General features: G+C 56.6%; 18 protein-coding genes and 1 pseudogene. 14 read left to right on the plus strand and 5 right to left on the minus strand.

Annotated features, from left to right (window positions below; genetic code table 11):
* The first annotated feature begins 14 nt into the window (after positions 1–14).
* The 3 genes from AC3IT6_RS18485 (at position 15) to AC3IT6_RS18495 (ending at position 2,812) form a co-directional block, all read left to right on the plus strand.
* Positions 15–803, plus strand: coding sequence for an SDR family NAD(P)-dependent oxidoreductase (locus tag AC3IT6_RS18485; protein ID WP_489351799.1), 789 nt, complete (start codon positions 15–17; stop codon positions 801–803).
* A 95-nt stretch (positions 804–898) separates the two neighbouring features.
* Complete coding sequence (locus AC3IT6_RS18490) at positions 899–1,768, plus strand: alpha/beta fold hydrolase (RefSeq protein ID WP_489356606.1); 870 nt, start codon at positions 899–901, stop codon at positions 1,766–1,768.
* Positions 1,769–1,813: 45 nt separating this feature from the next.
* Positions 1,814–2,812 (plus strand): NADP-dependent oxidoreductase, encoded by a 999-nt coding sequence (locus AC3IT6_RS18495; protein WP_489351801.1) that lies wholly within the window; start codon positions 1,814–1,816, stop codon positions 2,810–2,812.
* Positions 2,813–3,021: 209 nt separating this feature from the next.
* Here AC3IT6_RS18495 and AC3IT6_RS18500 read toward each other — a convergent pair whose 3' ends face one another.
* Both AC3IT6_RS18500 and AC3IT6_RS18505 read right to left on the minus strand, forming a co-directional pair.
* Entirely contained in the window at positions 3,022–3,564 is a 543-nt protein-coding gene (locus AC3IT6_RS18500) for a DinB family protein (protein ID WP_489351803.1), read from the minus strand.
* Positions 3,565–3,656: 92 nt separating this feature from the next.
* A complete protein-coding gene (locus tag AC3IT6_RS18505) occupies positions 3,657–4,574 on the minus strand; it encodes a LysR family transcriptional regulator (protein ID WP_489351805.1) in 918 nt (305 codons plus the stop codon).
* Positions 4,575–4,690: 116 nt separating this feature from the next.
* On the opposite strand from AC3IT6_RS18505, the gene AC3IT6_RS18510 reads away from it, so the two are divergent.
* The 5 genes from AC3IT6_RS18510 to AC3IT6_RS18530 all read left to right on the plus strand — a co-directional run bounded on the left by AC3IT6_RS18510 (position 4,691) and on the right by AC3IT6_RS18530 (position 8,836).
* Positions 4,691–5,110, plus strand: a complete 420-nt coding sequence (locus tag AC3IT6_RS18510) for an ester cyclase (RefSeq protein WP_489351807.1) — start codon at positions 4,691–4,693, stop codon at positions 5,108–5,110.
* A 3-nt stretch (positions 5,111–5,113) separates the two neighbouring features.
* Entirely contained in the window at positions 5,114–6,181 is a 1,068-nt protein-coding gene (locus AC3IT6_RS18515) for an SDR family oxidoreductase (protein WP_489351809.1), read from the plus strand.
* A gap of 170 nt (positions 6,182–6,351) precedes the next feature.
* Complete coding sequence (locus AC3IT6_RS18520; RefSeq protein ID WP_489356608.1) at positions 6,352–6,894, plus strand: histidine phosphatase family protein; 543 nt, start codon at positions 6,352–6,354, stop codon at positions 6,892–6,894.
* Between the two features lie 127 nt (positions 6,895–7,021).
* Positions 7,022–8,215 (plus strand): MFS transporter, encoded by a 1,194-nt coding sequence (locus AC3IT6_RS18525; RefSeq protein ID WP_489351811.1) that lies wholly within the window; start codon positions 7,022–7,024, stop codon positions 8,213–8,215.
* A 417-nt stretch (positions 8,216–8,632) separates the two neighbouring features.
* Positions 8,633–8,836, plus strand: coding sequence for a DUF1652 domain-containing protein (locus AC3IT6_RS18530; RefSeq protein ID WP_489356610.1), 204 nt, complete (start codon positions 8,633–8,635; stop codon positions 8,834–8,836).
* Positions 8,837–9,122: 286 nt separating this feature from the next.
* On the opposite strand, the gene AC3IT6_RS18535 is transcribed toward AC3IT6_RS18530, so the two are convergent.
* Together AC3IT6_RS18535 and AC3IT6_RS18540 are read right to left on the minus strand one after the other, a co-directional pair.
* The gene (locus tag AC3IT6_RS18535) at positions 9,123–10,031 is read right to left on the minus strand and encodes a carbohydrate kinase family protein (protein ID WP_489351813.1); all 909 of its coding nucleotides are present in this window, start codon (positions 10,029–10,031) and stop codon (positions 9,123–9,125) included.
* Positions 10,032–10,191: 160 nt separating this feature from the next.
* A complete protein-coding gene (locus AC3IT6_RS18540; RefSeq protein WP_489351815.1) occupies positions 10,192–11,757 on the minus strand; it encodes a carbohydrate porin in 1,566 nt (521 codons plus the stop codon).
* Positions 11,758–11,924: 167 nt separating this feature from the next.
* Between AC3IT6_RS18540 and AC3IT6_RS18545 the strand changes: the two genes are divergently transcribed.
* The 6 genes from AC3IT6_RS18545 to AC3IT6_RS18570 all read left to right on the plus strand — a co-directional run bounded on the left by AC3IT6_RS18545 (position 11,925) and on the right by AC3IT6_RS18570 (position 18,776).
* Positions 11,925–13,199: an ABC transporter substrate-binding protein gene (locus AC3IT6_RS18545; protein WP_489351817.1), complete on the plus strand. Its 1,275-nt coding sequence runs from the start codon at positions 11,925–11,927 to the stop codon at positions 13,197–13,199.
* A 21-nt stretch (positions 13,200–13,220) separates the two neighbouring features.
* Positions 13,221–14,180 carry a carbohydrate ABC transporter permease gene (locus tag AC3IT6_RS18550; protein ID WP_489351819.1) on the plus strand — a complete coding sequence of 320 codons (960 nt, stop codon included), beginning with the start codon at positions 13,221–13,223 and terminating at the stop codon, positions 14,178–14,180.
* Positions 14,177–15,019 (plus strand): carbohydrate ABC transporter permease, encoded by an 843-nt coding sequence (locus AC3IT6_RS18555; RefSeq protein WP_150727227.1) that lies wholly within the window; start codon positions 14,177–14,179, stop codon positions 15,017–15,019. The genes AC3IT6_RS18550 and AC3IT6_RS18555 overlap by 4 nt, the downstream gene beginning before the upstream one ends.
* Before the next feature lie 27 nt (positions 15,020–15,046).
* On the plus strand, positions 15,047–16,192 hold the full coding sequence (locus AC3IT6_RS18560; RefSeq protein WP_489351822.1) for an ABC transporter ATP-binding protein: 1,146 nt from the start codon (positions 15,047–15,049) through the stop codon (positions 16,190–16,192).
* Positions 16,189–17,691 carry a glycoside hydrolase family 32 protein gene (locus AC3IT6_RS18565; protein WP_489351824.1) on the plus strand — a complete coding sequence of 501 codons (1,503 nt, stop codon included), beginning with the start codon at positions 16,189–16,191 and terminating at the stop codon, positions 17,689–17,691. Before AC3IT6_RS18560 ends, AC3IT6_RS18565 begins: the two co-directional genes overlap by 4 nt.
* A gap of 92 nt (positions 17,692–17,783) precedes the next feature.
* Positions 17,784–18,776: a LacI family DNA-binding transcriptional regulator gene (locus AC3IT6_RS18570; protein ID WP_489351826.1), complete on the plus strand. Its 993-nt coding sequence runs from the start codon at positions 17,784–17,786 to the stop codon at positions 18,774–18,776.
* Positions 18,777–19,326: 550 nt separating this feature from the next.
* Here AC3IT6_RS18570 and AC3IT6_RS18575 read toward each other — a convergent pair.
* Positions 19,327–19,482 (minus strand): annotated as a pseudogene (locus AC3IT6_RS18575) (acetyl-coenzyme A synthetase N-terminal domain-containing protein); the annotation flags it as partial.
* Between the last annotated feature and the right edge of the window lie 91 nt (positions 19,483–19,573).

The raw sequence follows: 19,573 nt of genomic DNA on the forward strand, positions 1-19,573 counted from the left end.
CTGAGGATCAATTCATGAGCATCCCTACCACCGTTCTCATTACCGGCGCCTCCACTGGCATCGGCGCCACCTACGCCGAGCGCTTTGCACAACGCGGACACGACCTCGTACTGGTTGCCCGCGACAAAGGGCGGCTGGATGCTCTTGCAGCGCGGCTGCGTGAGAAACACAACGTCACCATTGATGTTCTCCAGGCTGACCTGACCCAAATCAGCGATTTGACCACGGTCGAGGCTCGCCTGCGCGATGACGCCAGTATTGGCATCCTGGTGAACAATGCAGGCGCCGCACAATCCGGCAGCTTTATCGAACAATCCACCGACAGCGTTGCTCAGTTGGTTACGCTCAACACTACCGCACTGGTACGGCTTGCCAGCGCCATCGCCCCACGCCTGGCACAAGCCGGAAACGGCGCGATTATCAACATAGGCTCGGTTGTTGGCCTGGCACCGGAGTTCGGCATGACGGTCTACGGCGCGACCAAGGCTTTTGTGCTGTTTCTATCACAAGGCATGAGCCTGGAGCTTTCGCCCAAAGGCGTCTACGTGCAAGCCGTTCTGCCGGCAGCCACTCGCACCGAAATCTGGGAGCGAGCGGGCATCGATATCAATACCCTCAGTGACATCATGGAAGTGGGTGATCTGGTCGATGCGGCGCTGGTCGGTTTTGATCGTCGCGAGCCCGTGACCATTCCACCCTTGCAGGACGCCGCACGTTGGGATGCATTGCAGGGTGCACGTCAGGGCTTGCTGTCGGAGATCAGGCAATCCGATGTCGCCGAGCGTTATCAAGCCAAGGCGTAATCATCGTGCAGCAGGCGCTGGTGCGCAGCACTCGATTTAAAGCACCTGCAACACAGTCTCACTTGCAGCTTTTCGACCCGCATCACTGGGCCAACATGAATATTCAAGACACAAAACTTCATCCCGGATCGCGCACGCAGTTCGTAAATGCAGCGAACCAATGGATCAAGGTCGAAGGAACAGCGTTCGCTTACCGTGACATAGGCCCCAAGGGTGAGTTGCCGCTCGTTCTGCTTAACCATTGGGGCGCAGTGCTGGACAACTTCGACCCACGGATCATGGATGGGCTCGCAAGCACCAGGCGCATCATCGCCACTGACTATCGGGGAATCGGCGCCTCAGATGGCACCGCCCCTGCGACGATCAGCGAAATGGCAAACGATGCCATAGCTGTGATTCGTGCGCTGGGGTTTAAAGAGGTCGACCTGCTGGGGTTTTCACTCGGAGGATTCGTGGCCCAGGAAATTGCTCTGAGCGCCCCTGACCTGGTGCGCAGACTGATTCTGACCGGTACGGGGCCTGCTGGCGGTAGCGGCATCGACAAGGTCTGGTCAGTGTCATGGCCATTGATGCTTAAAGGTTTGCTGACGTTGCGCGATCCAAAGACCTACCTATTCTTCACCTCTACGGTCAATGGCCGGCGAGCCGCCAAGGATTTTCTGAATCGCCTGAAGGAGCGCAGGAAAGATCGAGACAAAAATCCGACGCCAACCGCTTTTTTGCGACAGTTGAAAGCCATTCACGCATGGGGCAGACAATCCCCACAAAATCTCAGTCGCATACAGATACCGACGCTGATCGCGAACGGTGACAACGACATCATGGTGCCCACGATGAACTCTATCGACTTGGCAAACCGGATCCCGAATTCACACCTGATCATTTACGAAGACGCAGGGCATGGCGGAATTTTTCAACATCATGCCGACTTCGTGGCGAAAGCAACGGCATTCCTGGATGCCTGAGGATGCTCCGTCATTCCCATTTGAAACTATGAGAGTTGAATCAACATGAAGGCATTTTTAATCGACCGTTACGGCAAGAATAATGGCCGTGTTGCCGAGGTGCCCGCACCTGAAGTGGGTGCACATGACGTCCTGGTTCAAGTGCATGCCACAAGCGTCAACGTGCTTGATTCAAAGATCAGTACAGGCGAATTCAAACTGATCTTGCCGTACTCATTCCCGTTGATATTGGGCAATGACCTGGCTGGGGTCGTGGTCAGCGTTGGATCCGGTGTGCGGCGCTTCAAGCCAGGTGACGAAGTCTACGCACGCCCACCTCAGGAGCGCATAGGCACGTTCGCCGAGCTGATTGCGGTGCACGAAGACGCACTCGCGTTGAAACCTAAAAACATCAGCATGGAAGAGGCCGCATCCCTCCCGCTGGTTGCGCTGACGGCTTGGCAAGTACTGGTTGAAACCGCCAGGCTGAAAAAAGGCCAGAAGGTCTTTATCCACGCCGGCTCGGGTGGCGTCGGTACCATCGCCATCCAGCTCGCCAAGCATCTGGGCGCCTTCGTTGCGACAACTACCAGCACAAACAATGTTGAATGGGTTAAAGCGCTGGGAGCGGACGTTGTCATCGACTACAAGAAGCAAAACTTCGAAAGCGTTTTGCAGGACTACGACGTCGTATTGAACAGCTTGGGCGCGGATGAACTGGAAAAGTCGCTCACCACTCTGAAGCCCGGGGGACAGCTCATTTCCATCTCGGGGCCGCCGACGCCGCAGTTCGCTGAAGAGCAAAAGCTGTTTTGGGGATTGGGTTTGGTGGTGCGTTTACTGAGCAGCAGTATCCGCAGAAAAGCTCGCAAGCGGAACGTCAGCTATGCGTTCGTTTTTATGCGTGCGAGTGGTGCTCAACTGGGTGAAATCACTGCGCTCATGGAATCCGGCATTATCAAACCTGTGGTCGACAGAACCTTCCCTTTCGAGTCAACAGCCGAGGCGTTGAGCTATGTCGAACAAGGAAGATCAAAAGGCAAGGTCATCATTAAAATTAAATAACTACCCGCCACCACTCGATGACCAGATTTCGGATTGAGGAGCATGTCTTGGCATTCCGATGATATGTATGTCAGCGGCGAACTCGGGGCGATTCAGTGCGAAGGTGTTAGTCATGGATTAAGCCAAGGCAATAGCGATGCAATCAGTGCGATCCGAATCGAATTGCCCTCTTTGGTTGTGAATTCTCAATACTGGTATCCAGCTTTTCTTCATACGCCGGATCGGGATGGGATGAGGACGACTAAATCTGTATCACCTATGTCGACACCAGCCTGTGAAAGCAGCGTAGTAACCTGACCACGGTGATGAGTCTGATGGTTGAAGAAATGCATCACCAGGCCGTAAAAGTCCTTGTCGGACACTACACCCTTCAAGCTGGCGTAATGGAGGGTGTGGTCTAGATCGGACTCTGTAATAGAGTTAGCCCATTCGACGATTATCTGATCAAGCCTCTCTCGATACACTGAGAGTTCTCGAATAGTAGAGAACAACGTTTGGTCAAGGTTTTTCGGATCAGGAACTCGCCTCACCGGCTCCAATGCCGAGTGGTTCGCTGGATGTTTGGCGAATCGCTTTAACCACACAGTGTCTCCGGCAGCCACGTGGTTTAGCGTCCCGAGAATCGACCTGAAGAACGCTTGTCTATCAGCTGAGAGCTCATCATCGGACAAGCACCTGGCCGCTCCATAGATCTTTTCGTTCATCCATTTGTTATAGGTCGCCATCAGGCAGATATGGCCGGTACGGCTCATGTGCTCATCCTTTGAGTGGGTATTTGACAAACGCTCCACGCTCATCGAAAAACCCAGTCTATTGCACGGTGACCCGTACGCGGTGGAGATCGTTATTGCTCCGATACTCGCCGGTCGCCCCCCAAGAGGTAGCCTTCGACATTTTCCATGGACAGGGCTTCGAGCAGAACCTGCTCCAGGATGGCAAAAAAACATTTGATGTGGGCCTGCTTTAATGCCTGAGGCCGGGTCACCAGATAGACCTCCATATCTGGAAGGTGGAGATCCGGGAACAACCCGATCAGATCCTTTGCCAGTATACGGGGCAGTACGGCCACCCCCATACCTCGCCTCACCGATTCGAGCTGCACGGCGAACGAGTTCACGCTGATCTGCGCGCGGTCCAGACCACCGACCTTTGCCACACGCATTTGCGGCAACATGTCCAGCGGGGGAAGCAAGGCAATATTGACCGCAGTGGCCGGGGTCACCCCTGGAAACCGCTTCAGATAACCTGCATCAGCGAAGACACCGTAGGCGAGCTGGCCTATTGATCGATAAATCAGCGACGGCTCACCCAGATGAGCTGTACGCACAGCAATGTCTGCCACGCCGCGGACGATCTTGTGAAAGTCGGCTGTTACCATCAGCTCCACCGAGCAACGCGGGTGCAGAGAAGTGAAGCGACTCGCGGCCTCCAGCACACAAGACGAGAACCCCTCTCCCGCACTGACCAGGACACTGCCAGATAGCTCTGTGTGTAGCTCGGATATGCCAGCAGCGGTTTGACGCCTCAAGCCCGCTTCCGCAGCCTGGGCAACTTCCACGAGGGATTGGCCCCGCGAGGTCAACCAGCATCCTTCAACGCCCCGCTCGACGAGTGGCTCGCCCAGTGCGACCTCAAGTTGGGTCAGGCGGCGGGATACGGTAGACGCCGCGATACCCAGCAACTGGCCAGCTTGTAGGAAGCTGCCACGCCGCGAAACTGCCAACAGCAGACGAAGATCGTCCCAATTTGCTTGCAACGCCATGCGTCCTGTCCTCCCTGGTCTGCATATGTGCAAATCCATTATGCAGTAGTCGCTGTTTTTCGGGAGAGGCCTCAAAGGTATATCTACAGGCCCTCGAAACGAATGGAATGGATTGTATGACTACTGGCCCCAACGACTATGCGGAGCGCGCCTCAAGAGCCTTCAATCGCCGTGATGTGGAGGCGATGCTTGCGTTGGTTTGCGAAGACTTCATCTACCTCGATGGTATGGGGATTCAAACCGGTCGCGAATCCATGCGCAAACGAGAGACTGCGCTGTTCTATGCGTTCCCTGATGCCCAAGTGACCTTCACCCCATTCATGGTCGCTGGCGATCTTTTGGCGCTAACTGCCAAACTGACTGGCACCTTCGCCGCCCCCTTGGTGCTGCCAGGCCGGGTGATTCCACCTCATGGACGCCACATTACCGTGCACTACGCCGCACACTTCACCTTCAGAAACGGACTGGCCATCCGTGAAGAGGCCTTCTTCGACAGTGCGGTGTTGATGCCGTTAGCCGAACAGGGTGAGGGTTGAGCCATGCGCAGCGCATTTGTTACTGGAGCAACCGGCTTGCTGGGCAACAACCTGGTGCGTGAATTGGTCGCTCGTGGCTACACGGTCAAAGGCCTGGTCCGCTCAAGAGCCAAAGGTGAACAGCAGTTCAACAATCTGCAGGGTGTGGAGCTGGTCGTGGGTGACATGGCCGATGTCGACGCATTCGCGGCATCGCTGCAAGGTTGCGATACGGTGTTTCACACCGCGGCGTTCTTTCGCGATAACTACAAGGGTGGCAGCCACTGGAAAGAACTCGAAAAGATCAATGTGTCTGGTACGCGGCGCCTGCTTAACCAGGCCTACCGCGCCGGTATACGACGGTTCGTCCATACGTCTTCCATTGCCGTGCTCGACGGCGCACCTGGTATGTCCATCGATGAGACCTGTCTGCGGGCCGACGCCGACGCGGATGACTATTACCGCAGCAAGATCCTCGCCGACCGTGTCGTCTTGTCGTTCCTGGAAGCACATCCCGAGATGCATGCCTGCATGGTCCTGCCTGGCTGGATGTGGGGTCCTGCCGACATTGGCCCGACCTCCTCGGGACAGTTGGTCAACGATGTCGTGAACGGCAAGTTGCCCGGGCTGATCCCTGGCAGCTTCTCCGTTGTCGATGCCCGTGATGTGGCAGGGGCGCTGATTGCTGCCGCCCAACAGGGCCGACGAGGTGAGCGCTATCTCGCGGCGGGTCGGCATATGACGATGCGTCAGCTGGTCCCTGTTCTAGGACGGATCGCGGGCGTCAAGACGCCCGTTCGACAACTACCGCTGCCCTTTCTATACACCTTGGCGGCTGTGCAGGAGATCTACGCGCGCCTTACTGGCAAGCCCATTCTGCTGAGCATGGCCACGTTGCGCCTGTTGGTACGAGAGAAGGACCGCACCTGTTTCAACCACAGCAAGAGTGAACAAGAGCTTGGCCTGAGTTTCCGGGCGCTAGAGCAGACAATCACTGACACCGTGGCGTGGTACCGCGATCACGGCTGGTTTGAAAAGCACAGTGCGCGCGCCTCGAAGAAAAAAAGCTCATCGGTCATGGTCGACAACTGACTTTCGCAGACGGGATTACCGTCTAGTCCCAAAGCCGATAATCTCGAGCCTCATTGTGCGGTTTCATGCGGGTACGCGAGGCGTACCTTGAGCTCCCGAAACCGCACTTGCTGGTCATTTAGCACACACCAGAACAAGGACGTAAATTTGTGAACAGGGAAATCATCCTGATGCGTCACGGCCAGCCAGAACTGGCCGCAACCGACAAGATCTCAGCGCTCGAGATGAAAGACTGGATCGAGCAATACGACCAATCGGAAATTACCCACCACCCGGTCCCGCCTGCCAGTCTGCAACTCGCCGCAACCGCCACGGTGATTGTTTCAAGCAGCGCGCCTCGTGCGCTGACCTCCGTCCAGGCGCTCGGCCTGAAGCCTGCACTGGTAGACGCACTTTTCTGCGAAGCACAACTGCCTTTTGGTCATTGGAAACGGCCACGGCTATCGCCGTTTACCTGGGCATTTATCCTTCGAGTCTTATGGCTGTGCGGTTACTCGCGCAACGTCGAATCCGCCGGCACTGCGAGGATGCGCGCCAGTGTGGCAGCCAAACGATTGCAGTCCCTTGCCAACGATGGACCGGTTCTGCTGCTCGGTCATGGCTTTATGAATCGAATGATCGCCAATCAACTGGTAGCCGACGGATGGGCTCGCCAAAAAGGTAACGGCAGCCAGTATTGGAGTGCGACCGTGTATCAGTACGGCGGTGTGTAAGAGGCGCCAACGGGTCGGCAGAGATGCCTGTCAAATGCAGCACTGCCTTCATCGTCATCCGGGTAAACCGTCTTGGCGATGCAACGGCAGCAGCATTAAGGGACGATTCATTCAAGGGAGAGAAGTCGTGTCAGCAGCATCTGGGAACAGCAACATTTTTCGACTGGCAACCGCCCAGGCATTGGCGGGTGGTAACTCAGTCATTGTCTATGCAACCGGCGCTATCGTGGGAGACACGCTTGCACCGGATAAAGCATTGGCGACGCTGCCTATCTCCATTTTTGTCGTGGGCATGGCGAGCTGCACGCTACCTGCCGGCGCCATTGCGCAGCGCTATGGGCGCAGTCTCGTGTTTATGCTGGGAGCGTTGTGCGGCATCCTGATGGGTGTGCTGGCTGCGATTGGCATTTATTTGTCTTCCTTCTTCATTTTCTGTGCTGCGATGCTGTTTGGTGGCGCTTATGCCGCTGTGGTGCTGACGTTTCGTTTCGCCGCCGCAGAATGTGTTCCAGAAAACAGGCAGCCCTGGGCGCTTTCAATCGTCATGGCTGCCGGGTTAGTGGCGGGTGTACTAGGTCCACAGACGGTCACCTATACGATGGACCTATGGGAGTCACACCTGTTTATCGCTACTTACGTTGCAGCCGCATTAATGGCAGTGGTTTCGGCGGCGGTGCTGCTAGGTGTCGATTTGCCACGCCATGAGGCGGCTGTTCGTACTCCTGGTCGCCCGCTTGCGGTGATTGTTCGGCAGCCTCGACTCATCAACGCCATGCTCTGTGGCGTCATAACTTACACCTTGATGAATTTCCTGATGACTTCGGCCCCACTAGCAATGAAGCATGAGGATCTTTCACTGGAATCATCGAACCTGGCATTGCAGTGGCACGTCATTGCAATGTACGCACCCAGTTTTTTCACTGGAAATCTGATCCGCCGTTTTGGAGCAAACCGCGTTGTGTTGATGGGGTTGATGTTAACCGGCGCTTCTATCGCTGTCGGGCTTGCCGGCGTGCAGTCCTACCACTTTTATCTATGTTTGGTGCTTCTAGGGATTGGTTGGAATTTCGGTTTTGTCGGCGCCTCTGCGCTCGTCCTTCAGTGCCATGAAAAAAGCGAAAGAAACAGTGTCCAGGCGCTCAATGATTTCATTGTCTTTGGCGCCGTGGTGCTCGGCTCGTTTGCATCGGGAGGTATATTGAATCGATACGGTTGGACTGTTATCTGTGCGCTTGCCTTTGTACCTGTGCTGGTTGCTATAGCGACATTGATATTGAGCGAGCATCGCGTCAGGTATTCAACTCAGGAACACACAGGCTAGTTCCGCGGGACTGGCTTAGCCTCCAGGCCATGATTCGATGCAAGCGGGATAACCGGTTTTGCGCAGTGGCGATGGCGAGCGCACCTTGTTCAACTTGCTGACGCCTCCTTTGTGTGAGGGTGTGGAATGAAAAAGCCCGGCGAGGGTGTGATCAGGCGCATATTGCACCCCTGATGATTCTGTCTAGCCGATTGCAGGCTGCTGCCAAACGATCTAACGGTCGATGCTGGATAAAGCATAGACTGAAAAGTAACCTTCTCCGCCAAGGTCAAGGGTAAGGTGATCTAGCGTGCAATCGTTGCACGCTCCTGATTTTACGCGCTATAGCATGAGTCTCTTGGTTGGCTCCTGTTGAGGGTAGCCACCATGCTTTCCAGTCTAGAGCTACGATACCTGGTCGAGAGAAGCTTTCTCCCGATGTATTGCGCATGCTCAGTTTCATCTGACAACTGTCTTACTGTTCGTATCTACAGTCCAGAGACTGGCCGGATAGATCTTTTCTCTACCGGCATCCCCTGTTCCGAGCTCAACAGCAATCGTGCAATAGAGTGCATGCTCGCCAACCTGCGCAATGATCTCAACGCACATACCGAGCAACTTTCGCTCGTGCGTAATCATTGAGCCCGAGAACCCCGACTTGATCGCTACCTGAACATGCCTGGGCTTTTTGGAGAGCTTGCGAGCACAGAAACGAAAAGCCCTGCCCTGACGCGAGCTGATTCTCAGTTTCTGACCTGGCGACCAAAGCTACTGATCGTTCATCAGTTCTGCGATGCCGCGGGTAATGTGCGCCAGGTTCTCGTCGAGAGTAGTCAGGGTGCTACACACATTGTCGGTAAGCCTCCGGCCGCCAGGGTCGGTGCCGCGTCTTTTTACTTAGACAACTCCTCGGCGCCGGCAACCATGGTCAAGTAGGTTTTAGCAGCTGCAGCAAACCTTCCACATCAGCTAGCGCTGGAGCATGGGCTCCGGCATGGCGGCAAGATATGGATGCGCAAGCCGCTGAAAATTGCAGGCGCTCTCTCAAGTCCACGATCCCCAGCAACTGCGCAGCCAGCCAACCAGCCATACAAGCGTCTCCTGCTCCAACCGTGTCTTCCACCTTCACGGCAATCGCCGGCTGATCGAGTTGGCTGTCCGGGGTGTGGAGAATCATCCCGTGTTCTCCTCGGGTAAAAAGGATCTGCGCCTGAGGATTAAGAGCGCGAAGTTCATCCATTGCCTGGTGTTCTGTCAGCCCTGGATAAATTTGCCGAAGGTCTTCATCGGAAAGCTTAATCATGTCAGCAAGGGTGGTCATCGTAGGGAAGGTCTGCTCCCGATAATGGCTATCCATTAAATTGCGCCAGTTCGGATCATAGCTAATCCGTTTACCGGCTTTTTTGGCCTGCTGAGCAATTTTAACCAGCTTGTCTGCGAGTGGCTGTCGAGCCAAACTGATGCAGCTGAAATGACACAGCTCTGCTTGGTTGATCCATCCTTCGGGCATCAGATCCGGATCAAAAAACAGATCGGCATCTCCAGCAAAAAAGTATCTTGGAGGACGGCTCGATGGAACGATGGCAACCAAAGGATCTCGGTCTACCCGTTGGATAAACCTCATATCCATTGCTGCCGCTTCCGACTGCGAAACTATCTCGTCACCCAGTGAATCCATGCTCACCGACCCGGCAAAAGCACTGCTGACACCCAAGCGACTTAGCGCTCGTGCAACGTTCCAGGGAGCACCACCCGGGTAGCCCTTCCACTGTCCAGGAGTGCCTTGGACAAGATCGGTCAGGGCTTCGCCAAACACTATTGCGCGAGGCAATACCATCGTCATTTCCTCAATTTTTTGTCGTAGGGAACTGCTGGCTGATCAGAATCGACCGGTAATCACTTACTCAATGCGCTTTGATGAAAGGCAGGGTTTGTTGAAGTTAGAGAAGTTTTCATAGCCAACTTCAAAGCAGATGTTGGCCGGACGCGTTCAAGTATTAAAACCAGGTTTCCATTTGTATACCGTATTGCCATACACCTCCGGCTTTGAAGTCCGTCATGCCAAAGGAGTCTGTGGTACTGAATCCGTCCAGATCCGAAGACCAGTTCATGAAGCTTGCGAACACTCGCAATTCGGGACGGGTAAGAAGATCTCCAACCTCGGGTTTGAATGTCGGGGCGACAGTGAATTTCCAAAAGTTACCGTCGACCGCATTACGTTGTAGATAGCCCTTCGGGTCGAGGTTCATGGTTTGCCAGCTTATTTCGTAGGCCATCTCGAAATTGCTGTTGATTTCATTGGCTAAACGCACGTTCAGGGTCAGCCAGCGGTAGTCGTCACCCTTGACGTATCTATCCTTGCTCTGTTCGGCCAGCAAGCTGGGCCCGATGCGCCAGTCAGGCGCAAGGGGTGTCTCACCGTAAAGTGCCAGACGCAGAGCGCGGGCATCATCAATCAGTTCACCATCCGAGCCGACGTTCTTGACCTCAGCTCCCAGACCTTGCCCATAGAGCAGCGCCGTTTTGAAGAAGCCTTCTCTGCCGAAAAAGTTTTTCTGGTGATTGGCCAGCATGCTGTGCAAGCCGGAATCCGCAGGCGTCAAACCCGCTGCATTGGTTCGGGTAGCGAAATCGTTTTTCTTTGCGCCGATGGCGTTGAACATCCACTGCCACTGACCATCCTCGAAGAACTGGTTGGAGGTCAGGATGTAGCTTTCCACATCGGCACTAAGATCGCCTTGACTGAAATCCCCGTAGTTACGCCCGATCAAAGAGTAGTTCGAACGCCAATTCTTGTTCATCTGCATATCGTAGATTCCACCCCCGGTGCCGGCCAGATAGACAACGTCCGAGTCCAGCCAGTGGATATCGAAATTATCTCTATCGAATCGCTTGCCTGCCCACAGGGTGGCGTTCTCGAACACGGAATTGCCCTTGAACGCAGCGAGATGGTCAAGCGCTGTGAATACCTGGCGCACGTTCAGTTTGCTTTCGTCGGCCGTCCAGTCATTGGAACTTTCCACACCATCGGCGATGGAGACCGTGAATTTGGAACGGGTGCCGTTTTGCGCATAGATTTCTTTCGACAGGTCTATACGCATGTAGGTGTCGTCCTCGTTACCGAGTCGCCCGACTGCACCACCGACTGAACCGGCAGGCGTTTCATAAGGGCCGCCACGACCACCACCCAGCCGATCGTTGATCAACAATCCGGAGCGGGCGTAGCCGTTGAAGCTGAACCCATCAGTGAGGTGTCCGGTACTGCCCTCTTTCTCCAGGCTTTGCTGACGGGCTTCGAGTTTTGCCAGTCGGGTATCCAAAGCGGGCGCCGAAATTACTGCCGCAGTAGACGCGGCGGGCTGCAAGGGAGCAGTGGCGAGTTTGATCTGCTGCAATTCCCTGGCAAGTGCCTGGGTTTGCTGCTCGGCTGCGGCTGCACGCTTTTCCGCGGCGCTGGCACGGGCTTCGAACGCGGCCATGCGTTCTTCCAGAGTAGCGGCCTGAGAGATCGTCGCCGAGGTGCTGAGCACGCCTGCGAGTAACCAGCTTGATGCTTTCTGCATGTGGATTTCCTGTTTTGTTTTTATTGAGCTGTTCCCGCGACCGGCCATTTTTCGTGAGTTGCGAATTGTCGCAATCGACGAAAAAAAGGATGCCTCATCGCTAATACGCTGCTACATTTGGCGATGTTAACGTTAACTTTTCTAAAAACAAAAATAAAGAGAGCTTTATGAAACAGCTGAAATCTGTCCTTCCAGCAGCACTGCTCACCCTTTGTGTCGGGCTTCCATCCCTGTCGAGCGCAGCTGATTTAACGATCTCGTGCGGTGCGGTGGGTGCGGAATTACAACTCTGCAAGGAGGCCGTCGAAGCGTGGTCGAAACAGACTGGCAACAACGTCGAGGTGGTTTCCACGCCTAACTCGGCGACCGAGAGGTTGTCGTTCTACCAACAGATCCTCAGTGCGCAGTCCACTGACATCGACATCATTCAAATCGACATGGTGTGGCCGGGGATGCTGGCCAAACACTTGATGGATCTGCGCGAGGTGCTTCCCGCCAACGCGACCCAAGGCTACTTCCAGGCACAGGTGGATAACGCCACGGTGAACGGACGGCTGGTGACGATGCCGTGGTTCACCGACTCGGGCTTGCTGTATTACCGCAAGGACTTGCTCGAGAAGTACAACCAGCAAGTTCCCCAGACGTGGGAGGAAATGACCGCTACCGCCAGGAATATTCAACAGGCCGAGCGCACTGCCGGGAATCCCAATGCGTGGGGTTACATCTTTCAAGGGCGCGCCTACGAGGGCCTGACGTGTAATGCACTGGAGTGGATCAGCAGCCAACCGGAAGGCGGACTGGTCAATCCACGAGGTGACATCGTGGTCAACAGCCAGGCTTCAAGAACGGCTTTGACCCTGGCGAAAAGCTGGGTGGGAGACATCTCCCCGCGAGGCGTACTCAATTACACCGAGGAAGAAGGCCGGGGTGTATTCCAATCGGGAAATGCGCTGTTCATGCGTAACTGGCCTTATGTCTGGGCTCTGGTGCAAAGCCAGGACAGTGCCGTAAAAGACAAGGTCGGGGTCGCTCCCCTGCCCCGCGGCGGCGAGACCGGCAGCCATGCCTCCACCCTCGGTGGCTGGGGCCTGGCGGTATCGCGTTACAGCGCCCATCCAAAACTTGCCGCAGAACTGGTGAGCTACTTGACCCGTGCCCAAGAGCAAAAACATCGTGCCCTGATAGGCGCCTACAACCCGGTTATCGAGTCGCTGTATCAAGACCCCGAACTGCTCGCGGCAATGCCTTATTACGCTCAGCTGCACAGCATTCTCAACGATGGGGTGATGCGTCCCGCCTCCATCACTGCCGATCGCTATCCACGGGTCTCCAATGCGTTCTTCGATCGAGTGCATGGCGTGCTGGCGGGCGAGTTGCCTGTCGATCAGGCGCTGGCCGAACTGGAAAGCGAACTCACGCGCATCAAACGCCGGAACTGGTAAGCCACAAGGAAGGAAATCACCATGTCTGTCTCTACTACTGCCCCCTGTGACGAGCTCCTGCTCACCAGGGAAACGCCTGTGCAGCGTCGTCGAGTACGCGCCGCCTGGCTGTTTTTGACACCGATGTTGCTGTGTCTGGCCCTGGTGGCGGCCTGGCCGCTACTGCGCACATTCTGGTTCAGCCTGACCGATGCCAACCTGGCGGACACCAGTGGCGGATCCTTCGTAGGCTTGAGCAATTATCTGTTCCACAACGGTTCCAATTGGTCGGGCATCCTGGTCGATCCACAATGGTGGAACGCTGTGCGCAACACGTTGCATTTCACCGTGGTGTCGGTGGGACTGGAAGTCGTCCTCGGGCTGCTGGTGGCGTTGCTGCTGAACATCAAGTTCACAGGCCGTTCCCTTGTGCGTGCGATGATTCTGATTCCCTGGGCGATTCCGACCATTGTCTCGGCAAAGATCTGGTCATGGATGCTTAACGACCAGTTCGGCATCATCAATCACCTGATGCTGAGCCTCGGCCTGATTGACGCGCCCCTGGCCTGGACGGCCGATGCGGACCTGTCGATGTGGGCGGTGATCCTCGTCGACGTCTGGAAGACCGTGCCGTTTGTCACGCTGCTGATGCTGGCGGCCTTGCAGATGTTGCCGAGCGATTGCTACGAAGCCGCGAGGGTCGATGGCATTCATCCGCTGAAAGTGTTTTGGCGTGTCACCCTTCCCCTGCTGATGCCCGCACTGCTGGTGGCGGCGATCTTCCGCATCCTCGACTCGCTGCGGGTATTCGACGTGATCTATGTGCTGACCTCGAACTCGTCGAGCACCATGAGCATGTCGGTGTATGCCCGCCAGCACCTGGTGGAGTTCCAGGACGTCGGTTACGGCAGCGCGGCCTCGACGCTGCTGTTTCTGGTGGTTGCGGTCATCGCCATGCTTTATCTCTACCTCGGACGCCGTCAACTGGAGGTCCGGTCATGAACCTGCGCCTACTGAAAAAAGCACTGCTGCGCCTCGGGTTCTGGTGCCTGATCGGGGTATTGCTGCTGTATGCGGTTTTCCCTTTCTACTACGCCATCGTGACTTCACTGAAGCCATCCAGCGCCTTGTTCGAGGTGAGCTACTGGATCGATAACCCCGATTTCTCCAATTACGCGGCGGTACTCCACCAAGCCTCATTCCTGCGGGCTATCGGTAATTCGCTGGTGGTGGCGCTGTGTGTGGTGACGCTGGCGCTATTCCTTAGCCTGACCGCCGCCTATGCCTTGGGCCGGGTGAAGTTCCGAGGACGTGGCACGGTGTTGATGATGGTTCTTGGCGTGTCGATGTTTCCCCAGGTCGCCGTGTTGTCTGGCCTGTTCGAAGTGATCCGCGCCCTGGGCCTGTACAACACGTCCTGGGCGTTGATCCTGAGCTACACGATTTTCACCCTGCCCTTCACCGTCTGGGTGCTGACCACGTTCATGGGGCAACTGCCCCATGAACTGGAAGAAGCGGCAATCATGGATGGCGCGTCCCCCTGGGTCACGCTGACCCGAGTGCTGTTGCCGCTGCTCTGGCCCGCGCTGGTCACCACTGGCTTATTGGCCTTCATCGCCGCGTGGAACGAGTTCCTGTTTGCCCTGACCTTCACCCTCACAGACACGCAACGCACGGTGCCGGTCGCCATCGCCTTGATTTCCGGCGGGAGTCCTCATGAGCTGCCTTGGGGGCTGTTGATGGCCGCATCGGTGGTGGTCACCGTCCCACTGGTGATTCTGGTGCTGATCTTCCAGCGCCGAATCGTTTCCGGTCTCACTGCCGGCGCGTTAAAGGGTTGATGCCCGACAACTACAAGGAACAGCATCGTGATCAAATTGAAACTGGACAACGTGAACAAACAATTGGGCGGCGCGCGGATTCTTCGCGACGTCAGCCTGGAAATCGCGGCGGGTGAATTCGTGGTGTTCGTCGGCCCTTCGGGCTGCGGCAAGTCGACCCTGCTGCGCCTGATCGCCGGACTGGATTCGATCTGCGGCGGCGACCTGCTGATCGACGGGCGACGGGTCAACGACCTGGAGCCGCGCGAGCGTGGCGTCGGCATGGTGTTTCAGTCTTATGCGCTGTACCCGCACATGAGCGTCTACGACAACATCAGCTTTGGTCTCAAACTGGCCAAGACTGAAAAGAGCAGCCTGCGTGAGCGCGTGCTGAAAACAGCGCAAATCCTTCAATTGGACAAACTGCTGCAACGCAAGCCAAAGGAACTGTCTGGAGGGCAGCGTCAGCGTGTGGCAATGGGAAGAGCCATGGCGCGTGAGCCGGACATTTTGTTGTTCGATGAGCCGCTCTCCAATCTGGATGCATCCTTGCGGGTGCAGATGCGCAACGAAATCGCCCGGCTGCATGCCCGACTGGGCTCGACCATGATCTACGTCACTCACGATCAAGTGGAAGCGATGACCCTGGCCGACAAAATTGTTGTGCTCAATGGTGGTCGCGTAGAGCAGGTCGGCTCACCGCGTGAACTCTATGAGCGCCCGGCGAGCCGCTTTGTCGCCGGTTTTCTCGGTTCGCCCAGAATGAACTTTCTGCCGGCGCGCCTGCAGGCACCCGGCGAAACCAGCCTGGTCGATACCCTCGTATGGGGCGTCACGCCTCTGCCCTTCGACAGCTCCAACCTGGCGGCAGGCACGCTGCTGAGCCTGGGGATTCGCCCGGAGCACGTGTCGCTCAAGGCGGCAGAGGGAACCGCCGGCGTCGTCGTGACCGCGGTCGAATACCTGGGCAGCGAAACCTATGTGCACCTCGAGACAGGTCAGGACGAACCCATGATTTGCCGTTGTGAGGTCAACGCCGGATGGCAAGCGGGCGATCGGGTCGAGCTGCAGCTGGACATCGACAATCTGCACCTGTTTGACGTCGCCGGCACGGCCTTGAAGCGCCACCCACACGCGATTGAAATCCTGCCCGATGGCGTCTCTCTGCGCTCGGCACGAGCAGGCGCCCTATGACTGTGTCTTTGAATTCCGTGAGTGTTCCAATGTCCGCTGCCCTTGAGATTGCGCAGCATGCGCTGAGTGATGACCTGTCTCGCGTCATCCACGATTATCGACCCGATTATCATCTTGCCCCCCCGGTGGGCTGGATGAATGACCCCAACGGGGTGGTGTACTTTCGTGGCGAATACCACGTGTTCTATCAACACCACCCTTTCGAAGCGAAATGGGGCCCGATGTATTGGGGGCATGCCAAGAGTGCCGATCTGGTCCATTGGCAACATCTGCCCATTGCGCTGGCCCCCGGCGACGACTTCGACCGTGACGGTTGTTTTTCCGGTAGCGCGGTGGTGTGTGGCGATACCCTGGCACTGATCTACACCGGGCACACCTGGCTGGGGGAAGTGGGTGACGAACGCTCGATCCGCCAAGTCCAGTGCCTGGCCACCAGCACCGACGGCATCCGGTTCGTCAAGCATGGCGCCGTCATCGAGAACGCACCGCAAGACACGATCATGCACTTTCGTGACCCCAAGGTATGGCAGGAGGATGACTATTGGTACCTGATTGCCGGCGCGCGTCTGGGTGATAAACCGCTACTGCCGCTATACCGTTCCACGGATCTGCACGCCTGGGAGTTCCTGGATTATGTGTCCAGCGGCAGTGAGGGCGATGGCTATATGTGGGAGTGCCCGGATCTGTTCCGACTGAACGGGCGCGATGTGCTGCTGTACTCCCCCCAGGGCATGCAACCCGAGGGTTACGAACGGCTCAACAAGTACCAGACCGGTTATCGAGTGGGCCGACTCGACAGCGAATGGCACTTCACGGGCGGGCCTTTTATCGAGTTGGATAACGGCCACGATTTCTATGCCGCGCAAACGCTACTGGCCGCCGACGGTCGGCGCCTTGTGTGGGCGTGGCTCGACATGTGGGAAAGCCCGATGCCGAGCCAGGCCCATCACTGGTGCGGCATGCTCGGGTTGCCGCGCGAACTTGAACTGTGCGCCGATCGCCTTTGCGTGTATCCGGCACGGGAGCTGACCGCACTGCGCAAGGCGCCATTGCCGGGCACGTCCTGGTGGGATGGGTCGGGAGCCCGATGGGTGCGGGAAGTGAATGGCGACAGGCTCGAAATCCATGTGCATCTGGATTTGCTCGGCTGCACCGACGGCCACCTGGGAATCGCCTTGCGTTGCAGCGACGATGGCCAGGAAGAAACCCTGCTCTACTACGATGCATCGCTGCAGCGTCTGGTGCTTGACCGCAGCCACTCGGGTGCGCAAGTCACAGGCCAGCGCAGCGTGTCGATAGACCCGACACAAGAGCGACTGGCACTGCGTGTGTTCCTCGATCGCTCGTCCATCGAGGTGTTCGACGAAAACGGGCGCTTCAGCCTCAGCAGTCGCCTCTATCCGCGGCCCGACAGTCTGGGCGTGAAGCTGTTTGCCAGCGGAAGTGGCGGGCGTGTCTCGATTCCCAAGGCATGGTCTCTCGGCTCTGGATGGCTATGAGCGGCGGATGGCTGTGAGCAACGTCATTCGAGTCGCGAGAAGCCCGGGCCCTGTGTCATGATTCTGCGTCAACCTGACCGGGCTCACCTCGCATGACTTCAGTGAAAGACGTTGCACAGCTGGCCGGCGTGTCCCTGATGACGGTTTCTCGAGCGCTCAATAACCCGGAAAAACTGAGCCCCGAAACCCTTCAGCGGGTGCGGCGCGCCATTGATGAACTGCAATTCGTACCGAGCCTGTCGGCGCGCAAAATGCGCGGCGACAACCTCCAGTCGCGAACTATCGGAGTGTTCGCGCTGGACACCGCGACCACACCGTTCGCGGTCGAACTGTTGCTGTCCATCGAACAGACCGCACAGCAAGCCGGCTGGAATGTATTTATCCTCAACCTGTTGAGCAACCCGCCCACCGACCAGAACATCGACCTGATGTTGTCGCACCGTCCCGACGGGTTGATCTTCAGCGCCATGGGGTTTCGCCAGGTGTGCATTCCCGAGCGCTTGAAAAGCAAACCCCTGGTACTCGCCAATTGCCTGGCCGATGACAGTCACCTGGTCAGTTATGTGCCGGACGACGAATCGGGGCAGTATCGCGCCGTACATCACGCGTTGAGCCAAGGCTATCGGCGCCCTCTGTGTATCAATCTGCCCAAACAGAGTCTGGCCTGGGGCCTGCGACAAAAAGGCCTGCAGCGTGCCTGTCAGGCATTCGACCTGGCGCCTGACGCACTGCTGCAATACGACCTTTCCGATCATGATGCCTATGGTGAAACCGCAGCCATCCTCGACCGGCACATCATCGAGGGTCGTCCCCAGTTCGATGTTCTGATCTGTGGTAACGACCGCATTGCCTTTTGTGCCTATCAGCTATTGTTGGGCCGTGGCCTGAAAATTCCCGACGATGTCGCCGTGCTCGGTTACGACAACATGATCGGTATGGCTGAGCTGTTCATCCCGCCGCTGACCACGGTGCAACTGCCGTACTACGAGATCGGTCGCAAGGCTGCCCGGCACCTGATCGAGACCCTCGACGTATCGGGAGCCCAGCCAGTTGATTGTCCATTGGTGGTCAGGGCATCGCTATAAGATTTAGTTAATTCGGTGATTGCGCGCCCGCTTGCTTTCGATTTGCCACTAGCCTGTCACCGACCGCTTATGGCCCAAAGTGTGCTGCATTCCCCGCACTCCAAGCCTACCCTTCCGTTTTTGCACTACCTACAGTTCTATGTGCACTCGCGGAATCGAACCAATCAAGGCGCAGCTAAGAGCTAGTCTTGATATCTGTGATATGTGGTCGACAGTTTCCTCATATGCTAACTCGGTTAAGCGAGCGATTAGCGTGCTCGGAGCACGCCAGTTGAAGGTATTAATGGGCTGAAAGGCTTCTTTTCAGCACAAAAACAAACGCCCCGAACATGTCGGGGCGTTTGTTGGCGCCTTCGCCAGAGTGTTTTCACACAGCCTGTGAAGGGCCCTTTTGTACTCAAACCCAGCCCTTTCAAGGTCTTCGTTTAGAATCCCCTAAAAACCAGTCAGGGTGACGAAAACGATGTGGGCAGAAGTTCTAGCGCGGTTTGAAAAAAAGACACCGGCCAGTGTCATGACTAAATTGATACTGGAGCAGGCTGTTCCTGCCGAATGGGTTGATCCAGTCGAGGCGCTTGGCTTGCTCGCGCCAGAAGCCGTCGGGGTTGACGACCGACTGCTGGTATATGGCCTTGTAGGTCGCCTCGTCGGTCAGCGTGTTGGCCAGAACCTCGGGACGAACGGGATACAGGGAAGCCGCACTCATCTTTCTTGCCTCGGAGAATAGTTATTTTTGTTAAATGTTTTGCACTGATTGAACGTGCTCGGCTCGCAAGCGCTGCAGATGACATCTCAAG

This window comes from Pseudomonas sp. KH_017, assembly GCF_057840285.1.

What these genes read in the sequence shown, in the direction of transcription:
- AC3IT6_RS18485 (WP_489351799.1), top strand. Translation starts at nt 15, where the DNA reads ATGAGCATCCCTACCACCGTTCTCATTACCGGCGCCTCCACTGGCATC.
- AC3IT6_RS18490 (WP_489356606.1), top strand. Translation starts at nt 899, where the DNA reads ATGAATATTCAAGACACAAAACTTCATCCCGGATCGCGCACGCAGTTC.
- AC3IT6_RS18495 (WP_489351801.1), top strand. Translation starts at nt 1,814, where the DNA reads ATGAAGGCATTTTTAATCGACCGTTACGGCAAGAATAATGGCCGTGTT.
- AC3IT6_RS18500 (WP_489351803.1), bottom strand. Translation starts at nt 3,564, where the DNA reads ATGAGCCGTACCGGCCATATCTGCCTGATGGCGACCTATAACAAATGG.
- AC3IT6_RS18505 (WP_489351805.1), bottom strand. Translation starts at nt 4,574, where the DNA reads ATGGCGTTGCAAGCAAATTGGGACGATCTTCGTCTGCTGTTGGCAGTT.
- AC3IT6_RS18510 (WP_489351807.1), top strand. Translation starts at nt 4,691, where the DNA reads ATGACTACTGGCCCCAACGACTATGCGGAGCGCGCCTCAAGAGCCTTC.
- AC3IT6_RS18515 (WP_489351809.1), top strand. Translation starts at nt 5,114, where the DNA reads ATGCGCAGCGCATTTGTTACTGGAGCAACCGGCTTGCTGGGCAACAAC.
- AC3IT6_RS18520 (WP_489356608.1), top strand. Translation starts at nt 6,352, where the DNA reads ATGCGTCACGGCCAGCCAGAACTGGCCGCAACCGACAAGATCTCAGCG.
- AC3IT6_RS18530 (WP_489356610.1), top strand. Translation starts at nt 8,633, where the DNA reads ATGTATTGCGCATGCTCAGTTTCATCTGACAACTGTCTTACTGTTCGT.
- AC3IT6_RS18535 (WP_489351813.1), bottom strand. Translation starts at nt 10,031, where the DNA reads ATGGTATTGCCTCGCGCAATAGTGTTTGGCGAAGCCCTGACCGATCTT.
- AC3IT6_RS18540 (WP_489351815.1), bottom strand. Translation starts at nt 11,757, where the DNA reads ATGCAGAAAGCATCAAGCTGGTTACTCGCAGGCGTGCTCAGCACCTCG.
- AC3IT6_RS18545 (WP_489351817.1), top strand. Translation starts at nt 11,925, where the DNA reads ATGAAACAGCTGAAATCTGTCCTTCCAGCAGCACTGCTCACCCTTTGT.
- AC3IT6_RS18550 (WP_489351819.1), top strand. Translation starts at nt 13,221, where the DNA reads ATGTCTGTCTCTACTACTGCCCCCTGTGACGAGCTCCTGCTCACCAGG.
- AC3IT6_RS18555 (WP_150727227.1), top strand. Translation starts at nt 14,177, where the DNA reads ATGAACCTGCGCCTACTGAAAAAAGCACTGCTGCGCCTCGGGTTCTGG.
- AC3IT6_RS18565 (WP_489351824.1), top strand. Translation starts at nt 16,189, where the DNA reads ATGACTGTGTCTTTGAATTCCGTGAGTGTTCCAATGTCCGCTGCCCTT.
- AC3IT6_RS18570 (WP_489351826.1), top strand. Translation starts at nt 17,784, where the DNA reads ATGACTTCAGTGAAAGACGTTGCACAGCTGGCCGGCGTGTCCCTGATG.